The organism is Oleiharenicola sp. Vm1 (genome assembly GCF_047777955.1).
Lineage (GTDB): Bacteria > Verrucomicrobiota > Verrucomicrobiia > Opitutales > Opitutaceae > Didemnitutus.
This window is the reverse complement of sequence record NZ_CP180537.1, coordinates 2,280,791-2,297,198: the sequence shown is the minus strand read 5'-3', so window position 1 is coordinate 2,297,198 and position 16,408 is coordinate 2,280,791. Positions and strand designations below refer to the sequence as shown.

At 69.9% G+C, this 16,408-nt stretch carries 8 protein-coding genes and 1 pseudogene; 8 read left to right on the top strand and 1 reads right to left on the bottom strand.

Annotated elements, in window-relative coordinates; translation table 11 throughout:
• The first annotated feature begins 127 nt into the window (after positions 1–127).
• The 8 genes and pseudogenes from ACMYLB_RS11280 to ACMYLB_RS11245 all read left to right on the top strand — a co-directional run bounded on the left by ACMYLB_RS11280 (position 128) and on the right by ACMYLB_RS11245 (position 13,525).
• Positions 128–1,894, top strand: coding sequence for a tetratricopeptide repeat protein (locus ACMYLB_RS11280; RefSeq protein ID WP_415911013.1), 1,767 nt, complete (start codon positions 128–130; stop codon positions 1,892–1,894).
• A gap of 52 nt (positions 1,895–1,946) precedes the next feature.
• A complete protein-coding gene (locus ACMYLB_RS11275; protein ID WP_415911012.1) occupies positions 1,947–4,421 on the top strand; it encodes a glycoside hydrolase family 3 N-terminal domain-containing protein in 2,475 nt (824 codons plus the stop codon).
• 85 nt (positions 4,422–4,506) lie between these two features.
• Positions 4,507–6,054: an alpha-N-arabinofuranosidase gene (locus tag ACMYLB_RS11270; RefSeq protein ID WP_415911011.1), complete on the top strand. Its 1,548-nt coding sequence runs from the start codon at positions 4,507–4,509 to the stop codon at positions 6,052–6,054.
• Between the two features lie 36 nt (positions 6,055–6,090).
• On the top strand, positions 6,091–8,523 hold the full coding sequence (locus ACMYLB_RS11265) for a glycosyl hydrolase 115 family protein (protein ID WP_415911010.1): 2,433 nt from the start codon (positions 6,091–6,093) through the stop codon (positions 8,521–8,523).
• Positions 8,520–9,566: a glycosyl hydrolase gene (locus ACMYLB_RS11260; RefSeq protein WP_415911009.1), complete on the top strand. Its 1,047-nt coding sequence runs from the start codon at positions 8,520–8,522 to the stop codon at positions 9,564–9,566. Before ACMYLB_RS11265 ends, ACMYLB_RS11260 begins: the two co-directional genes overlap by 4 nt.
• Positions 9,563–11,227: an alpha-L-fucosidase gene (locus ACMYLB_RS11255; RefSeq protein WP_415911008.1), complete on the top strand. Its 1,665-nt coding sequence runs from the start codon at positions 9,563–9,565 to the stop codon at positions 11,225–11,227. The genes ACMYLB_RS11260 and ACMYLB_RS11255 overlap by 4 nt, the downstream gene beginning before the upstream one ends.
• A 129-nt stretch (positions 11,228–11,356) precedes the next feature.
• Positions 11,357–12,472 (top strand): glycoside hydrolase family protein, encoded by a 1,116-nt coding sequence (locus ACMYLB_RS11250; RefSeq protein WP_415911007.1) that lies wholly within the window; start codon positions 11,357–11,359, stop codon positions 12,470–12,472.
• 82 nt (positions 12,473–12,554) lie between these two features.
• Positions 12,555–13,525, top strand: a pseudogene (locus tag ACMYLB_RS11245) (family 43 glycosylhydrolase).
• Positions 13,526–13,537: 12 nt separating this feature from the next.
• Here the strand turns inward: ACMYLB_RS11245 and ACMYLB_RS11240 are convergent.
• Positions 13,538–16,090 carry a Tat pathway signal sequence domain protein gene (locus ACMYLB_RS11240; protein ID WP_415911006.1) on the bottom strand — a complete coding sequence of 851 codons (2,553 nt, stop codon included), beginning with the start codon at positions 16,088–16,090 and terminating at the stop codon, positions 13,538–13,540.
• Positions 16,091–16,408 lie beyond the last annotated feature (318 nt).

The window sequence follows — 16,408 nt, the reverse complement described above, 5'->3', positions numbered from 1 at the left end:
TGCACCTCGAGCAATACCGCCACGCCACCCGCGCCCCCGAGGCCTATTGGCGCGAGGCGCTCCGGCGCGATCCCGGCGATTCGCGCTGCCACCTGGCCCTCGGCCGCTGGCACCTGCGCCGCGGCGAATGGGCCGCCGCCGAGCGCCACCTCCGGTCCAGCATCGCCCGCCTCACTGCCCGCAATCCCAATCCCGCCGACGGCGAGGCGCATTACCAGCTGGCCCGCTGCCACGTGCTGCGCTGGTTCGCGAGCGCCCCCGCGCCGGACGACACGCAGTCTCCCTCCTCCGCGACGCCTATGCCGCCGCGCACAAGGCGACCTGGGACCAGGCCTGGCAATCCGCCGGCTTCCACGCGCTCGCCGAGATCGACTGCCTGCGGCGCGACTGGGGCGCCGCGCTCGGGCACCTCGAGCGCAGCCTCCGCCTCAACGCCGACAATCTCCGCGCGCGCAATCTCCAGGCGCTGGTGCTGCGCAAGCTCGAGCGCGACGCCGAGGCCGACGCCGTCCTCCGGGCCACGCTGCAGCTCGACCCGCTCGATGCCTGGAGCCGGCATTTGCTCGGCGAGCGCGTGCCCGGCGACACGCAGGTCCGCCTCGATCTCGCGCTCGACTACGCCCGCGCCGGTTTCTTCGGCCAGGCCCTCGACGTGCTGGCGGACGCCGCGCCGTCCGCCGCCGAGGGGACCGCACCGCTGCTCGGCTACTACCGCGCGTGGCTCAGTCAGCGCCTCGATCGCCGCGCCGCACCCGCGCATCTCGCCGCCGCGCGCGCGGCGGCGCCGGACTACTGCTTCCCCGCCCGCGTCGAGGAGATCGCCATCCTCGAATCCGCCCTGGCCGCCGCGCCCGACGACGCCCGGGCGGCGTTCTACCTCGGCAACCTGTTCTACGACCGCCGCCGGCACCGCGAGGCGATCGCCCTCTGGGAGCGCGCCGTCCGCCGGGAGCCCGGCAACGCCGTCGCCTGGCGCAACCTCGGTCTCGCGGCCTTCAACATCCTGCGCCGTCCCGCGCTCGCCCGCCGGGCCTACGCCGCCGCCTGCCGCGCGGCCCCCGACGACGCCCGCCTGCTGTTCGAGCGCGATCAGTTATGGAAACGCCTGGGCGAGTCTCCCGTGCGACGCCTGCGCGAACTCGAGGCCAACCTCGCCCTCGTGCAGCGCCGCGACGACCTCAGCGTCGAGCTGTGCGCGCTCTACAATCAGACAGGACGCTCCGACGCCGCGCTCGCCCTCCTGCGCACGCGCCGGTTCCAGCCCTGGGAGGGCGGCGAAGGCCTCGTGCTCGGCCAGCACGCGCGCACCCACCTCCGCCTCGGCCGGGCCGCCCTCGCCCGCGGCGACGCACCCGCCGCCATCGCCCACTTCGACGCCGCACTGGACGTGCCGGGGAACCTCGGCGAAGCCCGGCACCTGCTCGCCAACCCGAGCGACATCCACCTCTGGCTCGGCGACGCACTTGCCGCCGCCGGGCTGCGCACCGACGCCCGCCGGCATTGGCGCCGGGCCGCGACGTTCCGCGGGGACTTCCAGGCGATGAGCGTCCGGGCGTTCTCCGAAATGACCTACTTCTCCGCGCTGGCCTGGCAGCGCCTCGGTCATCCGGCCAAGTCCAAGCGGATGTTCCGCGAACTGCTCGCCCATGCCCGCCGGCTGGCCCGCGCGCCGGCGGAGATCGACTATTTCGCCACCTCGCTTCCGACCATGCTCCTGTTCGAGGACGACCTCGCCGCCCGGCAACGCACGCACGCCCTGTTCCTCGAGGCGCAGGCGCGCCTCGGCCTGGGGCAGGAAGCGCCGGCCCGCCGCCTGCTGCGACGCGTGCTGCAGCGCGATCCGCACCACGCGCGCGCGCGGGACCTGGTCGAAAGCAATCCCTCTTTGGAGTGACAGGGCCGCCGTTGCCTTTCGCCCGGGCGTCCCTTCCCTTGTGCGCTTTCCCATGATGACCCACCGCCTCCTCGCGCTGCTTCCGCTCGCCCTCGCCGGTTCCCTGGCCGCCGCGCCGACGCCCGACCAGTTCATCGACGCGCGCCCCTCCGCGGCGATCTATCACGACGGCTGGATCGACCTGAACAAGAACGGCGTGAAGGACGCCTACGAGGACGCCGCCGCCCCGCTCGAGGCGCGCGTCGCCGACCTGCTCGCGCGCATGACGCTCGAGGAGAAGACCGCCCAGATGGTCACGCTCTACGGTTACCCGCGCGTGCTGAAAGACGAGTTGCCCACGCCGGCCTGGGACAAGGAGCTGTGGAAGGACGGCATCGGCAACATCGACGAACAATCCAACGGCAACCTCGGCTGGAAGAGCGACCTGCCCAATCCGAAGTTCGACCTCCCCTGGGCCAACCACACGCGCCAGCTGAACGAGATCCAGCGCTGGTTCGTAGAGCAGACGCGGCTCGGCATCCCCGCGGACTTCACCAACGAGGGCATCCGCGGCCTGCTGCACGCCAAGGCGACGAGCTTCCCGTCCCAGCTCGGCGTCGCCGCGGCGTTCAACCCGGAACTCGTCCGCGAGATCGGCCGCATCACCGGCCGCGAGGCGCACGCGCTCGGCTACAGCAACGTCTATTCGCCCATCCTCGACCTCGCCCGCGATCCGCGCTGGGGCCGCACGACCGAGACCTACGGCGAGGATCCGTTCCTCGTCAGCACCCTCGGCCTCGAGCAGGTGCGCGGCATCCAGGAGTCGCGCGTCGCGTCGACCCTGAAGCACTTCGCCGTCTACTCGATCCCCAAGGGCGGCCGCGACGGCCACGTGCGCACCGACCCGGCCGCGACCTGGCGCGACGTGCAGGAAATCTACCTCGAGCCCTTCCGCCGCGCGGTGAAGGAAGGCGGCGCGATGGGCGTCATGGCCTCCTACAACGACTACGAGGGCGTGCCGATCGAGGCCTCGAAGAAATTCCTCACCGACATTCTCCGCACCGAGTGGGGCTTCAAGGGCTACGTCGTCTCCGACAGCGACGCCGTCGAGTTCATCCACACCAAGCACCGCACCGCACCCACCTACGGCGACGCCGTGCGCCAGGCCGTCGAGGCCGGCCTGAACATCCGCACGACCTTCACGCCCCCGCAGGTCTACGTCGGCCCGCTGCGGGAGCAGATCCGCACCGGCAAGCTGCCGCTGGCGGTCGTCGACGAGCGCGTGCGCGAGATCCTGCGCGTGAAGTTCCGCCTCGGTCTCTTCGACGCCCCTTATCGCGACCCGGCTGCGGCCGAGCGCACCGTGCGCGCCCCGGCCCACCTCGCCGCCGCGCACCTGGCCGCGCGCCAGTCGATCGTCCTGCTCAAGAACGAGGGCGCCGCGCTGCCGCTCGACGTGAAGAAGCTCCGGAAGGTCCTCGTCGCCGGCCCGCTCGCCGACAACGCCCACGGCTGGTGGTCGCGCTACGCGCCGCAGCAGCTCGCCTTCATCACGCCCCTCGCCGGCCTGCGCACGCGGCTCGCCGCCGCCGGCGTCGAGGTGCGCTACGCGAAGGGCGTCGAGGCCAAGGACGCTGACTTCCCCGAAAGCGATCTCTTCAAGGAACCCGCCTCCGGCGCCGTGCGCGACGGCATCGCCGCCGCCGTCGCCGCGGCGGCCGACGTCGACGTCATCGTGGCCGTGCTCGGCGAGACGGACGACATCAGCCGCGAGTCCGCCAGCCGCGTCAGCCTCGACCTGCCCGGTTATCAGGACGACCTGCTCCGCGCCCTCCACGCCACCGGCAAGCCCGTGGTGCTCGTGCTGAGCAACGGCCGCCCGCTGAGCGTGAACTGGGCCGCGAAGCACGTGCCTGCGATCGTCGAGCTCTGGTTCCCCGGCGAGGAGGCCGGCGCCGCGCTCGCCGACGTGCTGCTGGGCGACGTCAACCCCAGCGGCCACCTGCCGATCACCTTCCCGCGCAGCGCGGGCCAGGTGCCGTTCAACTTCCCCACCCGCCCCGGCGCGCAGGCGCGCGACGAGGGCCAGGTGGCGGGCGCGCTGTTCCCGTTCGGCCACGGCCTGAGCTACACGACCTTCACCTACGCCAACCTCCGCCTCGCGCCCGAGCGCGCCGGCGCCGACACGCCGATCACCGTCACTTGCGACGTCACCAACACCGGCACGCGCGCGGGCGACGACGTCGTGCAGCTCTACCTGCGCGACGACTTCAGCTCGGTCACGACCTGGGACAAGGCCCTGCGCGGCTTCGCCCGCGTCTCGCTCGCCCCCGGCGAGACGAAGCCCGTCACCTTCACGCTCAGCCGCCGGCACCTGCAGCTGCTCAACGCCCGTTACGAGTGGGTCGTCGAGCCCGGCCGCTTTACGGTGATGATCGGCGCGTCCTCGGAGGACATCCGCCTGCGCGGCCATTTCACGATCACGGCCCCCGACGGCACCGCGCCGGAGGAGGTTCCCTTCGAGAATCAGCTGCCCCTGCCGCGCTGAGCGGGCGCCGGCCGCCCCGGGCCGAATCGAACGGTCAAGCGGCGGCGGCGTTGTCGGCGGCGGCGTTCTCCGGCTGCCTTGCCCCATGACACCCCGCCCCCTGCTCGTGTTCGCGGCGCTCGCTGTGGCGACCGTGCTTTCCGTCGCGCGCGCTGCCGACGCCACGCTCACGCTCCGCGCCGACCAGCCCGGCCCGATCATCAACCGGAACATCTACGGCCATTTCGCCGAGCACCTCGGCCACTGCATCTACGAGGGCATCTGGGTCGGACCGGATTCGCCCATCCCGAACACGAAGGGCTACCGCAACGACGTGCTCGCGGCCCTGAAGACGCTCCACGTGCCGATCCTCCGCTGGCCGGGCGGCTGCTTCGCCGACGAGTATCACTGGAAGGACGGCATCGGCCCGCGCGAGTCGCGCCCCTCGATGTTCAACTCCCACTGGGGCGGCGTGGTGGAGAACAACCATTTCGGCACGCACGAATTCCTCGACCTCTGCGAGATGCTCGGCATCGAACCCTACGTCTGCCTCAACGTCGGCAGCGGCACCGTGCAGGAGGCGATGGAATGGGTCGAATACATGACCTCCCCCGCCAACTCGCCGATGGCCAACCTGCGCCGCGCCCATGGCCGGCAGGAACCCTGGAAGGTCAAGTATCTCGCCATCGGCAACGAGAGCTGGGGCTGCGGCGGCAGCATGACGCCGGAGTTCTATGCCGACAATTTCCGCCGCTATAACACCTTCGTCAAAAACTACACCAGCACGCGCCTCTACCGCGTCGCCTGCGGCCCCGACGGCTCGAACTACAACTGGACCGAGGTGCTCATGCAGAAGGCCGCCAAGAACATGAACGGCCTCGCCCTGCACAACTACACGCTCCCCACCGGCGACTGGAAAAAGAAGGGCGCCGCGACGGACTTTCCCGAGGCGGAGTGGTTCTCCACCCTGCGCAACACCCTCCGCATGGAGGAGCTGATCACCAAACACACCGCGATCATGGACAAATACGACCCGGAGAAGAAGGTCGCGCTCGTGGTCGACGAATGGGGCACCTGGTATGACAAGACGCCGGGCAGCAAGGACGGCTTCCTCGTCCAGCAAAACACGCTGCGCGACGCGATCGTCGCCGCGCTGAACTTCCACATCTTCCATCGCCACGCCGACCGCGTCACCATGGCCAACATCGCCCAGATGGTGAACGTCCTCCAGGCGGCCATCCTCACCGAGGGTGACAAGATGATCCTCACGCCGACCTACCACGCCTTCGAGATGTTCAAGGTCCACCAGGACGCCACCTCGCTGCGCGTCGACCTGCTCTCGCCCGACTACTCCTTCGGCGACGAGAAGATCGCCGCCGTCAGCGCCTCCGCCTCGCGCGACGCCGCCGGCAAGGTCCATCTCTCGCTCGTCAACACCGACCCGCACCACGCCGTCACCGTCGCGTGCGCGCTCGCCGGCGTCGAGCCGAAGTCCGTCACCGGCCGCATCCTCACCGCCGCGACGATGGACGCGCACAACACCTTCGCCGCCCCCGACGCCGTGAAGCCCGCCCCGTTCACCGGCGCCCAGCTCGAGAACGGCGAGCTCACCGTCGCCCTGCCGGCGAAATCCGTCGTCGTGCTCGAACTCTGAGGTGCGCGCCGGCCCGGCACCTCGCCGCCCGCTCCCGTGACACCCCGTCGCCTTCGCGCTCTGCTCGCCGCGCTCGGCATGTTCGCCGGAGCGGCTGCCCTGTGCGCGGCCGACTTCCCACTCGTGCGCGCCGGGCGCGCCGCCTCGCTCGTCGTCGCGCCCGGCGATGCGAAAGTCGTGCAGATCGCCGCGCAGGACCTTGCGCACGACATCGCCACCGTCACCGGCGTGACGCCCTCCGTGGGAGGGACGGTTGCCCCCAACCGCCCTCCTCCCGCCGCTCCCCGCGTCCTCATCGGCACACTCGGCCGCGCACCCGAGATCGACGCGCTCGTCGCCTCCGGCGCCCTCGCGATCGGCGATCTCCGCGGCGCCTGGGAATCCTTCCTCATCGCCACACTCGCTCCGCCTGCGGTGCCCGCGCCCACGCTCGTGATCGTCGGCAGCGACCGGCGCGGCACGGCGTTCGGCGTCTACGAGCTCTCGCAGCAGATCGGCGTGTCGCCCTGGCATTGGTGGGCGGATGCGACGCCCGAGAGGAAAAGCGAGCTGCTCATCGCGGACGGCACGCGCCGCTTCGGCCCGCCGTCCGTGAAGTATCGCGGGATTTTCCTCAACGACGAGGACTGGGGCCTGCAGCCGTGGGCCGCCACGACCTTCGAGCCGGAAAACGGCGGCATCGGCCCGAAGACCTACGCGCGCGTCTTCGAGCTGCTGCTGCGGCTGAAGGCCAACACCCTCTGGCCCGCGATGCACGCGTGCACGAAGCCGTTCAACGCCGACCCGCGCAACGCCGCGCTCGCCGACGACTACGCGATCGTCATGGGCTCCTCGCACGCCGAGCCGCTGCTCCGCAACAACGTCGGCGAGTGGCCGCATGACCGCGCGGCCGACTACAACTACGTGACCAACCGCGCCGGCGTCCGCGCCTACTGGGAGGAGCGCGTCCGCACCAACGGCCGCTACGAGAATCTCTGGACCATCGGCATGCGCGGCGTCCACGACAGCGCCATCCAGGGCGCCAAGACCGACGCCGAGCGCATCGCCGTCCTCGAGCAGGTTTTCGCCGACCAGCGCGCCCTGCTCGCCGCACACGTCGCGCCATGTAGGGCGGGGTCTCCCGACCCCGCCGCGAACAACCCCACCCTGTCCATTCCCCAAATTTTCTGCGCCTACAAGGAAGTCCTCGACCTCTACCGCGGCGGTCTGCGCGTGCCCGACGACGTCACCATCGTCTGGCCCGACGACAATTTCGGTTACGTGCGCAACTTCGCCTCGCCCGAGGAGCGCCGGCGCTCGGGCGGGTTCGGCGTCTACTACCACCTCTCCTATCTCGGCCGCCCGCTCGCCTATCTCTGGCTCTGCACGACGCCGCCGGCGCTGATCTGGGAGGAGATGACCAAGTCCTACGCCCACGGCGCCGACCGCGTCTGGATCGCCAACGTCGGCGACTTGAAACCCGCCGAGATCGGCACCGAGTTTTTCCTGCGTCTCGCCTGGGACGTGAAACCGTGGGGCTCCGATGCGCAGCCGAGATTCCTCCGCGAGTTCGCCGCGCGCGAGTTCGGCGAGGCGCATGCCGATCGCATCGCCTCGATTCTCGACCGTTACTACACGCTCAACTTCGCCCGGAAACCGGAACACCTCCAATGGTGGCTGCCGGGACAGCCGCCGCGCCACAGCGACTGGAGCTGGAGCGATTTGGAAGCGCGCCGTTCTGCCTTCGATGACCTCCGAGCGGATGCAGACGCTTTAGCGCCCGACATTGCGCCCGACCGCAAGGACGCGTTCTTCGAGTTGGTCGGATATCCCGTGAAGGGCTCCGCCTTGGCGAATCGCCGCTACATTCTCGGAGAGCAAGGCATCCATCTCGACGCCGCCCGCGACGCCGACACGGAACTCCGCGCGCTGACCGTGCGCTTCAGCAACGACATCGCGCACGGGAAATGGCGCGGTTTCATGCGCCTTGAACCCGCCGATGCAGAGTGGAAATCCATGCGTATCGCACCCTGGCAGCCTTCGCAGCAGCCCATACCCATTTGGAATCGGCCGGGCGGCGAAATTAGTTTGCCGGTATCCTTCGCCAACGAGGCGTCACGTGACACTCCACTGATCTTCGGTCTCGGCCGCTACGGCGCAGCCTTGCCGCTCAGGACCGGAGAGAGCTATCGCTACGAATTCGATGCACCGATGGGGGACTGCGATCTCACCTTCGAACTTCTCCCCACCCATCCACTCCGCGGCGCTTCGCTCCGCCTCGCCTTTTCCCTCGATGACGCCGCGCCGCAAACGCTCGCCCTGCCCGTAGGCGACGGTGGCCCGGAGTGGGCACAAGGCGTCCTGAACGGCTACCGCCCGCTCACCACGCGCATCCGCCTCGCCGGTGCCGGTGCCCACCAACTCACCGTCCGGGGCGTCGACGACGGCGTCGTGCTTGACCGAATCATTCTCACACCCGTGAAACCATGAAGCGACTTCTGTTCGCCGCACTCATCTTGCTTGCGCTCGCCTCCGACTCGCCCGTCTTCGCGCGCACCGAGCCCCAGCGGGCGCCCCAGCCCCTCTTCCGCGATCCGATCTGCGACGGTGCCGCCGATCCGGTCGTCGTCTGGAACCCGCACACGCGGACGTGGTGGATGTTCTACACCAACCGCCGCGCCAACGTCCCCGGCCTCTCCGGCGTCGCCTGGGTGCACGGCACGCGCATCGGCATCGCCGAGTCGCGCGACGACGGCACGACCTGGTCATATGTCGGCACCGCCGCCATCGAGCTGCCCGCCGGCGTCGGCGGCCCACCCGAGACCACCACCCACTGGGCGCCCGAAATCGTCACCGCGCCCGACGGCACCCATCACCTGTTCCTCACCGTCGTGCCCGGCATCTTCGAGGACTGGCAGCATCCGCGCCGCATCGTGCACCTCACGAGCACGGATCTCCTCCACTGGCGCTATCGCTCCACCCTCGCCCTCGCCTCCGACCGCGTCATCGACGCCGGCGTGCACCGCCTGCCCGACGGCACGTGGCGCCTCTGGTATAACAACGAGCGCGACCGCAAATCGATCTACTACGCCGACAGCCCGGACCTCTTCACCTGGACCGACCGCGGCAAGTGCACCGGCGTGGGCGAGCGTCCCGGCGAGGGGCCCTTCGTCTTCTCCTGGCGCGGACGCCACTGGATGCTCGTCGACCTCTGGCGCGGGCTCGGCGTCTATCGCTCGGACGACTTCGAACACTGGACCGCGCAGGCGGAAAATCTCCTCGCGCAACCGGGCCGCGGCCGCGACGACGGCGTGAACGGCGGGCATCCCTGCGTGGTCGTCAACGGCGACCGCGCCTTCCTCTTCTACTTCACCCATCCCGGCCGCGCCGGGACCATCAAGCCCGAGGACAAGGACTCGCTCGCGCTGCGTCGCAGCTCGATCCAGGTCGTCGAATTACACGAAAGGGACGGCCTCCTTTCCTGCGACCGCGACGCGCCGGCCTTCGTTGAACTCGGTGCCAAGCACCGATGAACCGATCACGACTACCTCCGTTCCTGCTGGTCGCGCTCGCTGCCGCGACGCTCTCACCGGCGGATTCCATTCCCTCGCATCTCACCCCAGCCGTCATCGTCGATACGCAAATCGAGCCGATGGCCCCGGGACGATTTGCCCCGACCTGGGCATCGCTGGCGCACTACCGCGTGCCGGAGTGGTTTCGCGATGCCAAGTTCGGCATCTGGGCGCACTGGGGGCCGCAATGCGAACCCGAGCAGGGCGATTGGTATGCCCGCCAGCTTTACGCCGAGGATCACAAGCAAGGGAAGTGGCATCGCATCCACTACGGCCACCCGTCGCAGTTCGGCTTCAAGGACGTCATTCATCGCTGGAAGGCGGAGAACTGGAACCCCGACCAGCTCCTCGCGCTCTACCAGCGCGCCGGGGCGAAATATTTTTTCGCTCTCGCCAACCATCACGACAATTTCGACCTCTGGGACTCGCGCTACCAACCGTGGAACGCGGTGCGCGTCGGTCCGCACAAGGATCTCATCGCCGGCTGGGCGGCCGCCGCGCGCAAGCACGGGTTGCGCTTCGGCGTCAGCGTCCACGCCGCCCACGCGTGGAGCTGGTATGAAGTCGCGCAGGGCGCCGATCGCGGCGGCCCGTTCGCCGGCGCGCCTTACGACGGCAAACTCACCGCCCGCGACGGCAAGGGCCAGTGGTGGGACGGGCTCGACCCGCAGGACCTCTACGAGCAGCGCCACGCGCCGAGTCCGGACTTCGACCAGCTGAACTCGATCCACCGCCGGTGGAACTGGGACCACGGCGCAACCACGCCCGACCAGGCTTACTGCGAACGATTCTACCGCCGCACGCTCGACCTGATTAACCGCTATCAACCCGATCTGCTCTACTTCGACGACACCGCGCTGCCGCTCTGGCCCGTCTCCGACGCCGGCCTGAAGATCGCCGCGCATTTCTACAATTCCAACCAGACGCGTCATGATGGCCGCCTGGAGGCCGTGCTCTTCGGCAAGATCCTCGACGAGGAACAACGCCGCGCCATCACCTGGGACATCGAACGCGGCGTCCCGGCGGCCATCCTGCCGTTCCCGTGGCAGACCGATACCTGCCTCGGCAGCTGGCACTACGACCGCGCGATCTACGACCGCAACGGCTACAAGTCCGCCCGCACCGTCATCCACCTGCTCGCCGACATCGTGAGCAAGAACGGCAACCTGCTCCTCAGCGTCCCGGTGCGCGGCGACGGATCGATCGACGACAAGGAGACCGCCATCCTCGAGGACATCGCCGCCTGGATGGCGGTGAATGGCGAAGCCATCCACGCCACGCGCCCATGGAAAATCTTCGGTGAAGGCCCGGCGAGCGAAGGCGCGGCCCTCACCGCGCAGGGCTTCAACGAGGGCAAGGGCAAGCCGTTCACCGCCGCCGACGTCCGCTACACGATGGGCAAGGTCGGCCGCACGCTCTACATCATCGTGCTCGGCGTGCCGACGGAGCCGCTGCGCCTCGCCGCCTTCGGCAGCGCCGGCGGCCCGCGCATCGTCCGGCTCACCGCGCTCGGCAGCGACGCTCCGGTGCGCTGGACGCAGTCCGCCGACCAGCTCGTCATCCAGCCGCTGGACGCGAGACCTGCCCACGACGCCGCGCTCGTGTTCAAGGCAGCGCTTTGATCCGCGAACGCCCCCGCGCTCAAAACCGCCATGCCCTCAAACGGTCCGCCTCCTTGCCGCTCGAAACGGTCGCCGATCCGGCGCAACTAGCGTGAGCTGATTCGCCAACGTCCTCACTCCTGCCCCGCCATGCATTTCCCCACCCTCGTTTCCCGCCCGTTGTTCGCACTCGCCGCGCTTGCCGCTTGCGCGCAATCCCCGGCCGCCAGCGCCTCAACCGGACCTGCGCCGAAATCCTTCATCGACTACTTCCTGCCGATCCCGGCACGCGCGCCGCTGACGGCGGACACGTGGGGCGCGCCGGGAGTGCTGCCGCGCGACACAAGCAACGGCCTCGAAGACATCGCGAACCGTTTCTGCTATTGGGACGGCCAGATCCTGCGCGGCGACGACGGCAAATACCGGCTCTTCGCCAGCCGCTGGGACGAGGCGCGCGGCCACAATGGCTGGAAGGACTCCATCGCCGTGAGCGGGGTCAGCGATCACCTACTCGGACCCTACGTCGACCGCGGCCCGATGTGGCCCGACAACCAAGGCGGCAAGGGGCACAACGTCACCGCACTCCGCCTGCCCGATGGGCGCTACGCGGTCGTGGTCAGCGAAACGCGCCCGGGCGACGTCTTTGTCTCCGCATCCCCCGACGGCCCGTGGACGCACCTCGGCAGCATCGTCACGCACGGCGACGTCCGCAAACGCGCCTCCAACTACAGCGTGATGGTCCGCCCCGACGGCGACTTCATGATCGTGCCACGCTCGGGTCAGATCCTGATCAGCAAGACCGGCATCCTCGGCCCCTATGTCGCGCAAGGGCCGAGCATCTATCCGACGATCGCCGGGCTCGAGCAGCGCGACCTCGAGGATCCCTGCGTGTGGTTCAGCGGCGGACGGTATCACCTCATCGTCAACAGCTGGAGCCAGCGCCGCGCGTTCCATCTCACCTCACGCGACGGGATCACCGGCTGGACCCTGCGCGGCGTCGCCTACGATCCGCGCGTCGACTTCGTCCGCTACACCGACGGCACCATCAATCGCTGGGAAAAGCTCGAGCGCCCCGGCGTCGTGCTGGAGAACGGCCACGTCGTGGCCGTCACGCTTGCCGTGCTCGACGTGCCGAAGGACCAGGAGAAGGGCGGCGATCGTCACGGCAACAAGGTCATCGTTATCCCCTTCGACGGCGCGGCGCTCGACCGCGATCTGGCCCCGGCGGACGAGCTTCCTTCCGCGCCGCGCCCCGCCAGCCCCTGACGCCCTCCGCGCCGCTGCCCCAGCCATGAGCTTGCTCGCGCGCTTTCTCCCGCTCCTCGTCCTGGCCGCCACGGGCGTGCTCATGGCGCCGGCTGCGTCGCCCGCGCCGGCGTCGCTTGACCTGCCCAACCCGCTCATCCGCCAGCGCGCGGACCCGCACATCTTCCGCCACACCGACGGCTGGTATTACTTCATGGGCACGGTGCCGGAATACGACCGGCTCGTCCTGCGTCGCGCGCGCTCCTCGCCGAGCTGCCGGCGGCCGAGGAGAAGGTGATCTGGCGCCGGCACGCCACCGGACCGATGGGGGCGCACATCTGGGCGCCGGAACTCCACTTCATCGACGGCAAGTGGTTCGTCTACTTCGCCGCTGGCGCCGCCGAGAAGGTCTGGAACATCCGCATCTACGTGCTCGAGAACTCCGCCGCCAACCCGCTCGACGGCGAGTGGATCGAGCGCGGTCAGCTCGACACCGGCTGGGAATCCTTCGCCCTCGACGCCACCACGTTCGCGCACCGCGGCCGGCGCTACCTCGTCTGGGCGCAGAAGGATCCGGTGATCCAGGGCAACACCAACCTCTACATCGCCCCGCTGGCCTCGCCGACGCGCCTCGCCGGTCCCGCGGTGCGGCTGTCGCGCCCGGAACTGCCGTGGGAGCAGGTCCGCTACTGGGTCAACGAGGGCCCGGCGGTGCTCGTGCGCCACGACCGGGTGTTCCTCACCTACTCCGCCGCCGGCACCGGCGCGGAATATTGCCTCGGGTTGCTCACCGCCGACGCCAACGCCGACCTGCTCGACCCGAGATCGTGGACCAAGTCGCCCGCGCCGGTCTTCGCGACCAGGGAGGCCAACGGCATCTACGGGCCGGGCCACAACAGCTTCACCACCGCGCCGGACGGCACCGACGTGCTCGTCTATCATGCGCGCAGCTATCGGAACATCCCCGGCGATCCGCTGAAGGATCCGAACCGCCACGCGCGCGTGCAGGCCATCGCCTGGCGCGCGGACGGCACGCCGGATTTCGGCGCGCCGCGGCGCGAGACGGCGCGGTAAGAACGTCCGCGCTCAGCCGCGCGGCAGGCGGTCGCCCACCAGCGCGAGGCACTGCATCGCGGCCAGCCCCCACTGCGCAGTGTCGTTCGTCGAGACGCCCGGCGCCTCGTCGATCGGCCGCAGCACGGCGGGCCCCGCGACATGCACGGCCTGGTTCTTCGGGCGCGGACGCCCGCGCCCGTAGCCCGGCGGATTGAGGAACTCATTCCAGGCGCGGGCCGCGAGCGCAGCGTCCCCGGTTTGGCGGGCCGCATAGGCCGTCAACCGCGAATGTCCCTGCTCCAAGCCGATGCCCGAGAGCGGGGCGCCGAAGCGTGCCGCCTGCTCCTCCTTCGGAGCATTGTAGAGGCGGCAGTAATCGAGCCAGGCCTGCTTGAACTCCGGCACTTCCGGCAAAAGCTGCACCAGCTCGGCGCAAACCTCGACGAGCCCGAAGACGGCCGAGAGGTGGGACACGTTGGGCTTCTTGAACGGCGACGGCGCGAACGCGCCGGTGGCCAGCTCCATCCGCGCCCCGCCGGTGAAGAACCCCTGCGGCTGCGCCGCGATCGTGCGCATGCTCGCGACGAGCCGCGCGCGCATTTTCGCGTCGCCCGTCCGCTCCCACTCGCTGAGCCAGGCGCCGGCGAGCGAGCCCCAATCGGTGCCGAAACCCGCATAGACCTCGGTGGCGTGCGGATCCGGCGCCGTGACGCGCTCCTTGGCGACCTTGCGGTTTGCCTGGATGGTCGCGAGCGCGCGGGCCGCCTCGATCTGCTCGCGCATCAGGTCCCCGACGCGCTCGTCGCCCGTGAGATAGTAGTAGAAGCGCCGGTTGAGCGCCGTGCTGATGCGCAGCTGCTTCGCACTGCAGCCCCAGTGCAGCACGTTGTGCCGGGAACCGAGCGGCGCGAACCGCCCGAGGTGGTGCACGTCGACCTCGCCGGTGTGCCGCGTCATCGCCTCGGCGAAACGGAACACGTCGGCGCGTCCCGTGCGCAGGAAGTAGAACCAAAGCCAGAGATCCGTCGAGAGCTCGGAATTGTCCCAGGCGAAGCCGCCCACATCGTAGCGCCACTCGTGGCGGTCGGCGTCGTAGGTGTGCATCACGTCGCCATAATTCCAGAAACCATACCAGCGCCGCTCCTCGCGCTGCTGTTCGTAGAAGCGGAAGAGCCAGTCGAGGCGTTGTTCGACCTGTTCCTGGCCGGGATGCGACCGGTCCACCGGCGCCCAGAGATCACCGAACACCGCACAGCGGTGCAGGTGCTCCGGGGTCGTCGCCAGCTGCGGCGGCGTGCGCACGACCGCGGCAAACTGCACCAGCTGCTCGCGCGTCGGCGTGGCCGCGGCGGGAAAGAGGAAAAGCTCGCTCGTGCGCGCCACGCCCTCGGGCTTGTCGAATCCGGGCTCGTAATCCTCGTAGGTGATCTCGAGGCCCTTGAGCTGCTTCTCGTAGGTGTCCTGCCCCATCCCGTCGTGGTAGCCGCGCAGGTCCATCGCCGCGGCGTCCGGCGCCCACAGCCACGCGGTCAGCTCCGCCGCATCGCCGGTCGCGCCGCGGACGTCGAGCTGGGCCGGATAACTCTGCCAGAAATTCCGCAGGCCGAGCGCGAGGCCGCCGCCGGGCGTGCCGACGTAGGCCAGGCCACCGGCGCGCTGCCCGCGCGCCGGCGTCAGCCAGGTGCGGCCGGCCTTCGTGCGCTTGCGGATCTCGAAGCCGTCGCAGCTTGACTGGAACAGGGTCCAGTCCGCGTAGGCCGGGACGTATTTGAGCAGTTCCGGCACCGGCGCGCGCCACGTGCCCAGCGGCGGCGTCGCCGCCCCGGCCAGCTGCGCCTCGCGCACCTCGCGGCCGGGATCGCGCCGCAATCCCGTGATCCCGCGCACCGCCTCGGCGAAGAGACCGTCGCCCTGTCCGGAGAAACGCACATGCCGATCGTGCAGCTCCCCGCGCATCGGCACCTCGAAACGCACCCCGAGGCCGCGGATGAAATCCTGGTTCTCGTCGCCGTCATGAACGATCGTGTGCAGCAGCCGGATCGAGTCGCCACCGGCGTAGAAATACAGCCGCACGACGAACGGGAGCCACGCACGCGCAGACGCTCCGGCGTGGGTGTGCCGGCCCTCGATCTTCACGACGGCGCGCACCGGACCGGCCTGCTCGACCGTGACCTTCGCCACGGTGCCGCGAAAATCCTCGAGGCGAGGATGCTCCGGATCGCTGCGATCCTCGCGGAGGCAGACGAGGCGCCCGTTCCGGGTCACCTCCACCCCGCCGCGCGCGATGCTCTCGATCAGGCGATCGCCCCGGGCGCCGAGACGGCAGACCATCACGCCGGTGTCCACCGTCACCGCATCCGCGTCCTGCGTCACCCGCAGCGGCGTCGTCGGCGCCGCCGGCGTGCCGGCGGAAATCTCATAGCCGGGCGCCACCTTGCCCGGCGCCATCGCGTGCGCGGTCCATTTCAGCGAACCGTCCGGCCAGATTGCCAGCGGCCAGCTCTGCAGCGGGACGCTCTCGCCGGCCTCGGCGCGCAGTGCGAACGTCGTCCCCGCGGGATGCGTCCCGCGCGGCCAGGCCACGCCCCAAGTGCCGCCCGGGAAATGGCCTCCGGGCTCGCCTTCGAGCCAGCGCACCGGCGCGGCGCCCGGCGGCAGCGGACGCGACGGTCCCGCCGGCGCGGGCGCGTTTTTTCCTCAGCCTTGAGTTGCGCCGCCAGCTGCAGCGCGGCGGCACCAAGCATGGTGCGGCGCACGAATTCCCGACGTGTGAAGTGTGCCATGGGGTATGTTCCGGTGGGCGCGAGGGGAGCGCGCGGGAGGTAGGTGACGGCAGAACTATGGACACGGTCACCGAGTTTGCCGGAGCTTAAAATTCGGACCGTCCGAGGATTTTCGTTG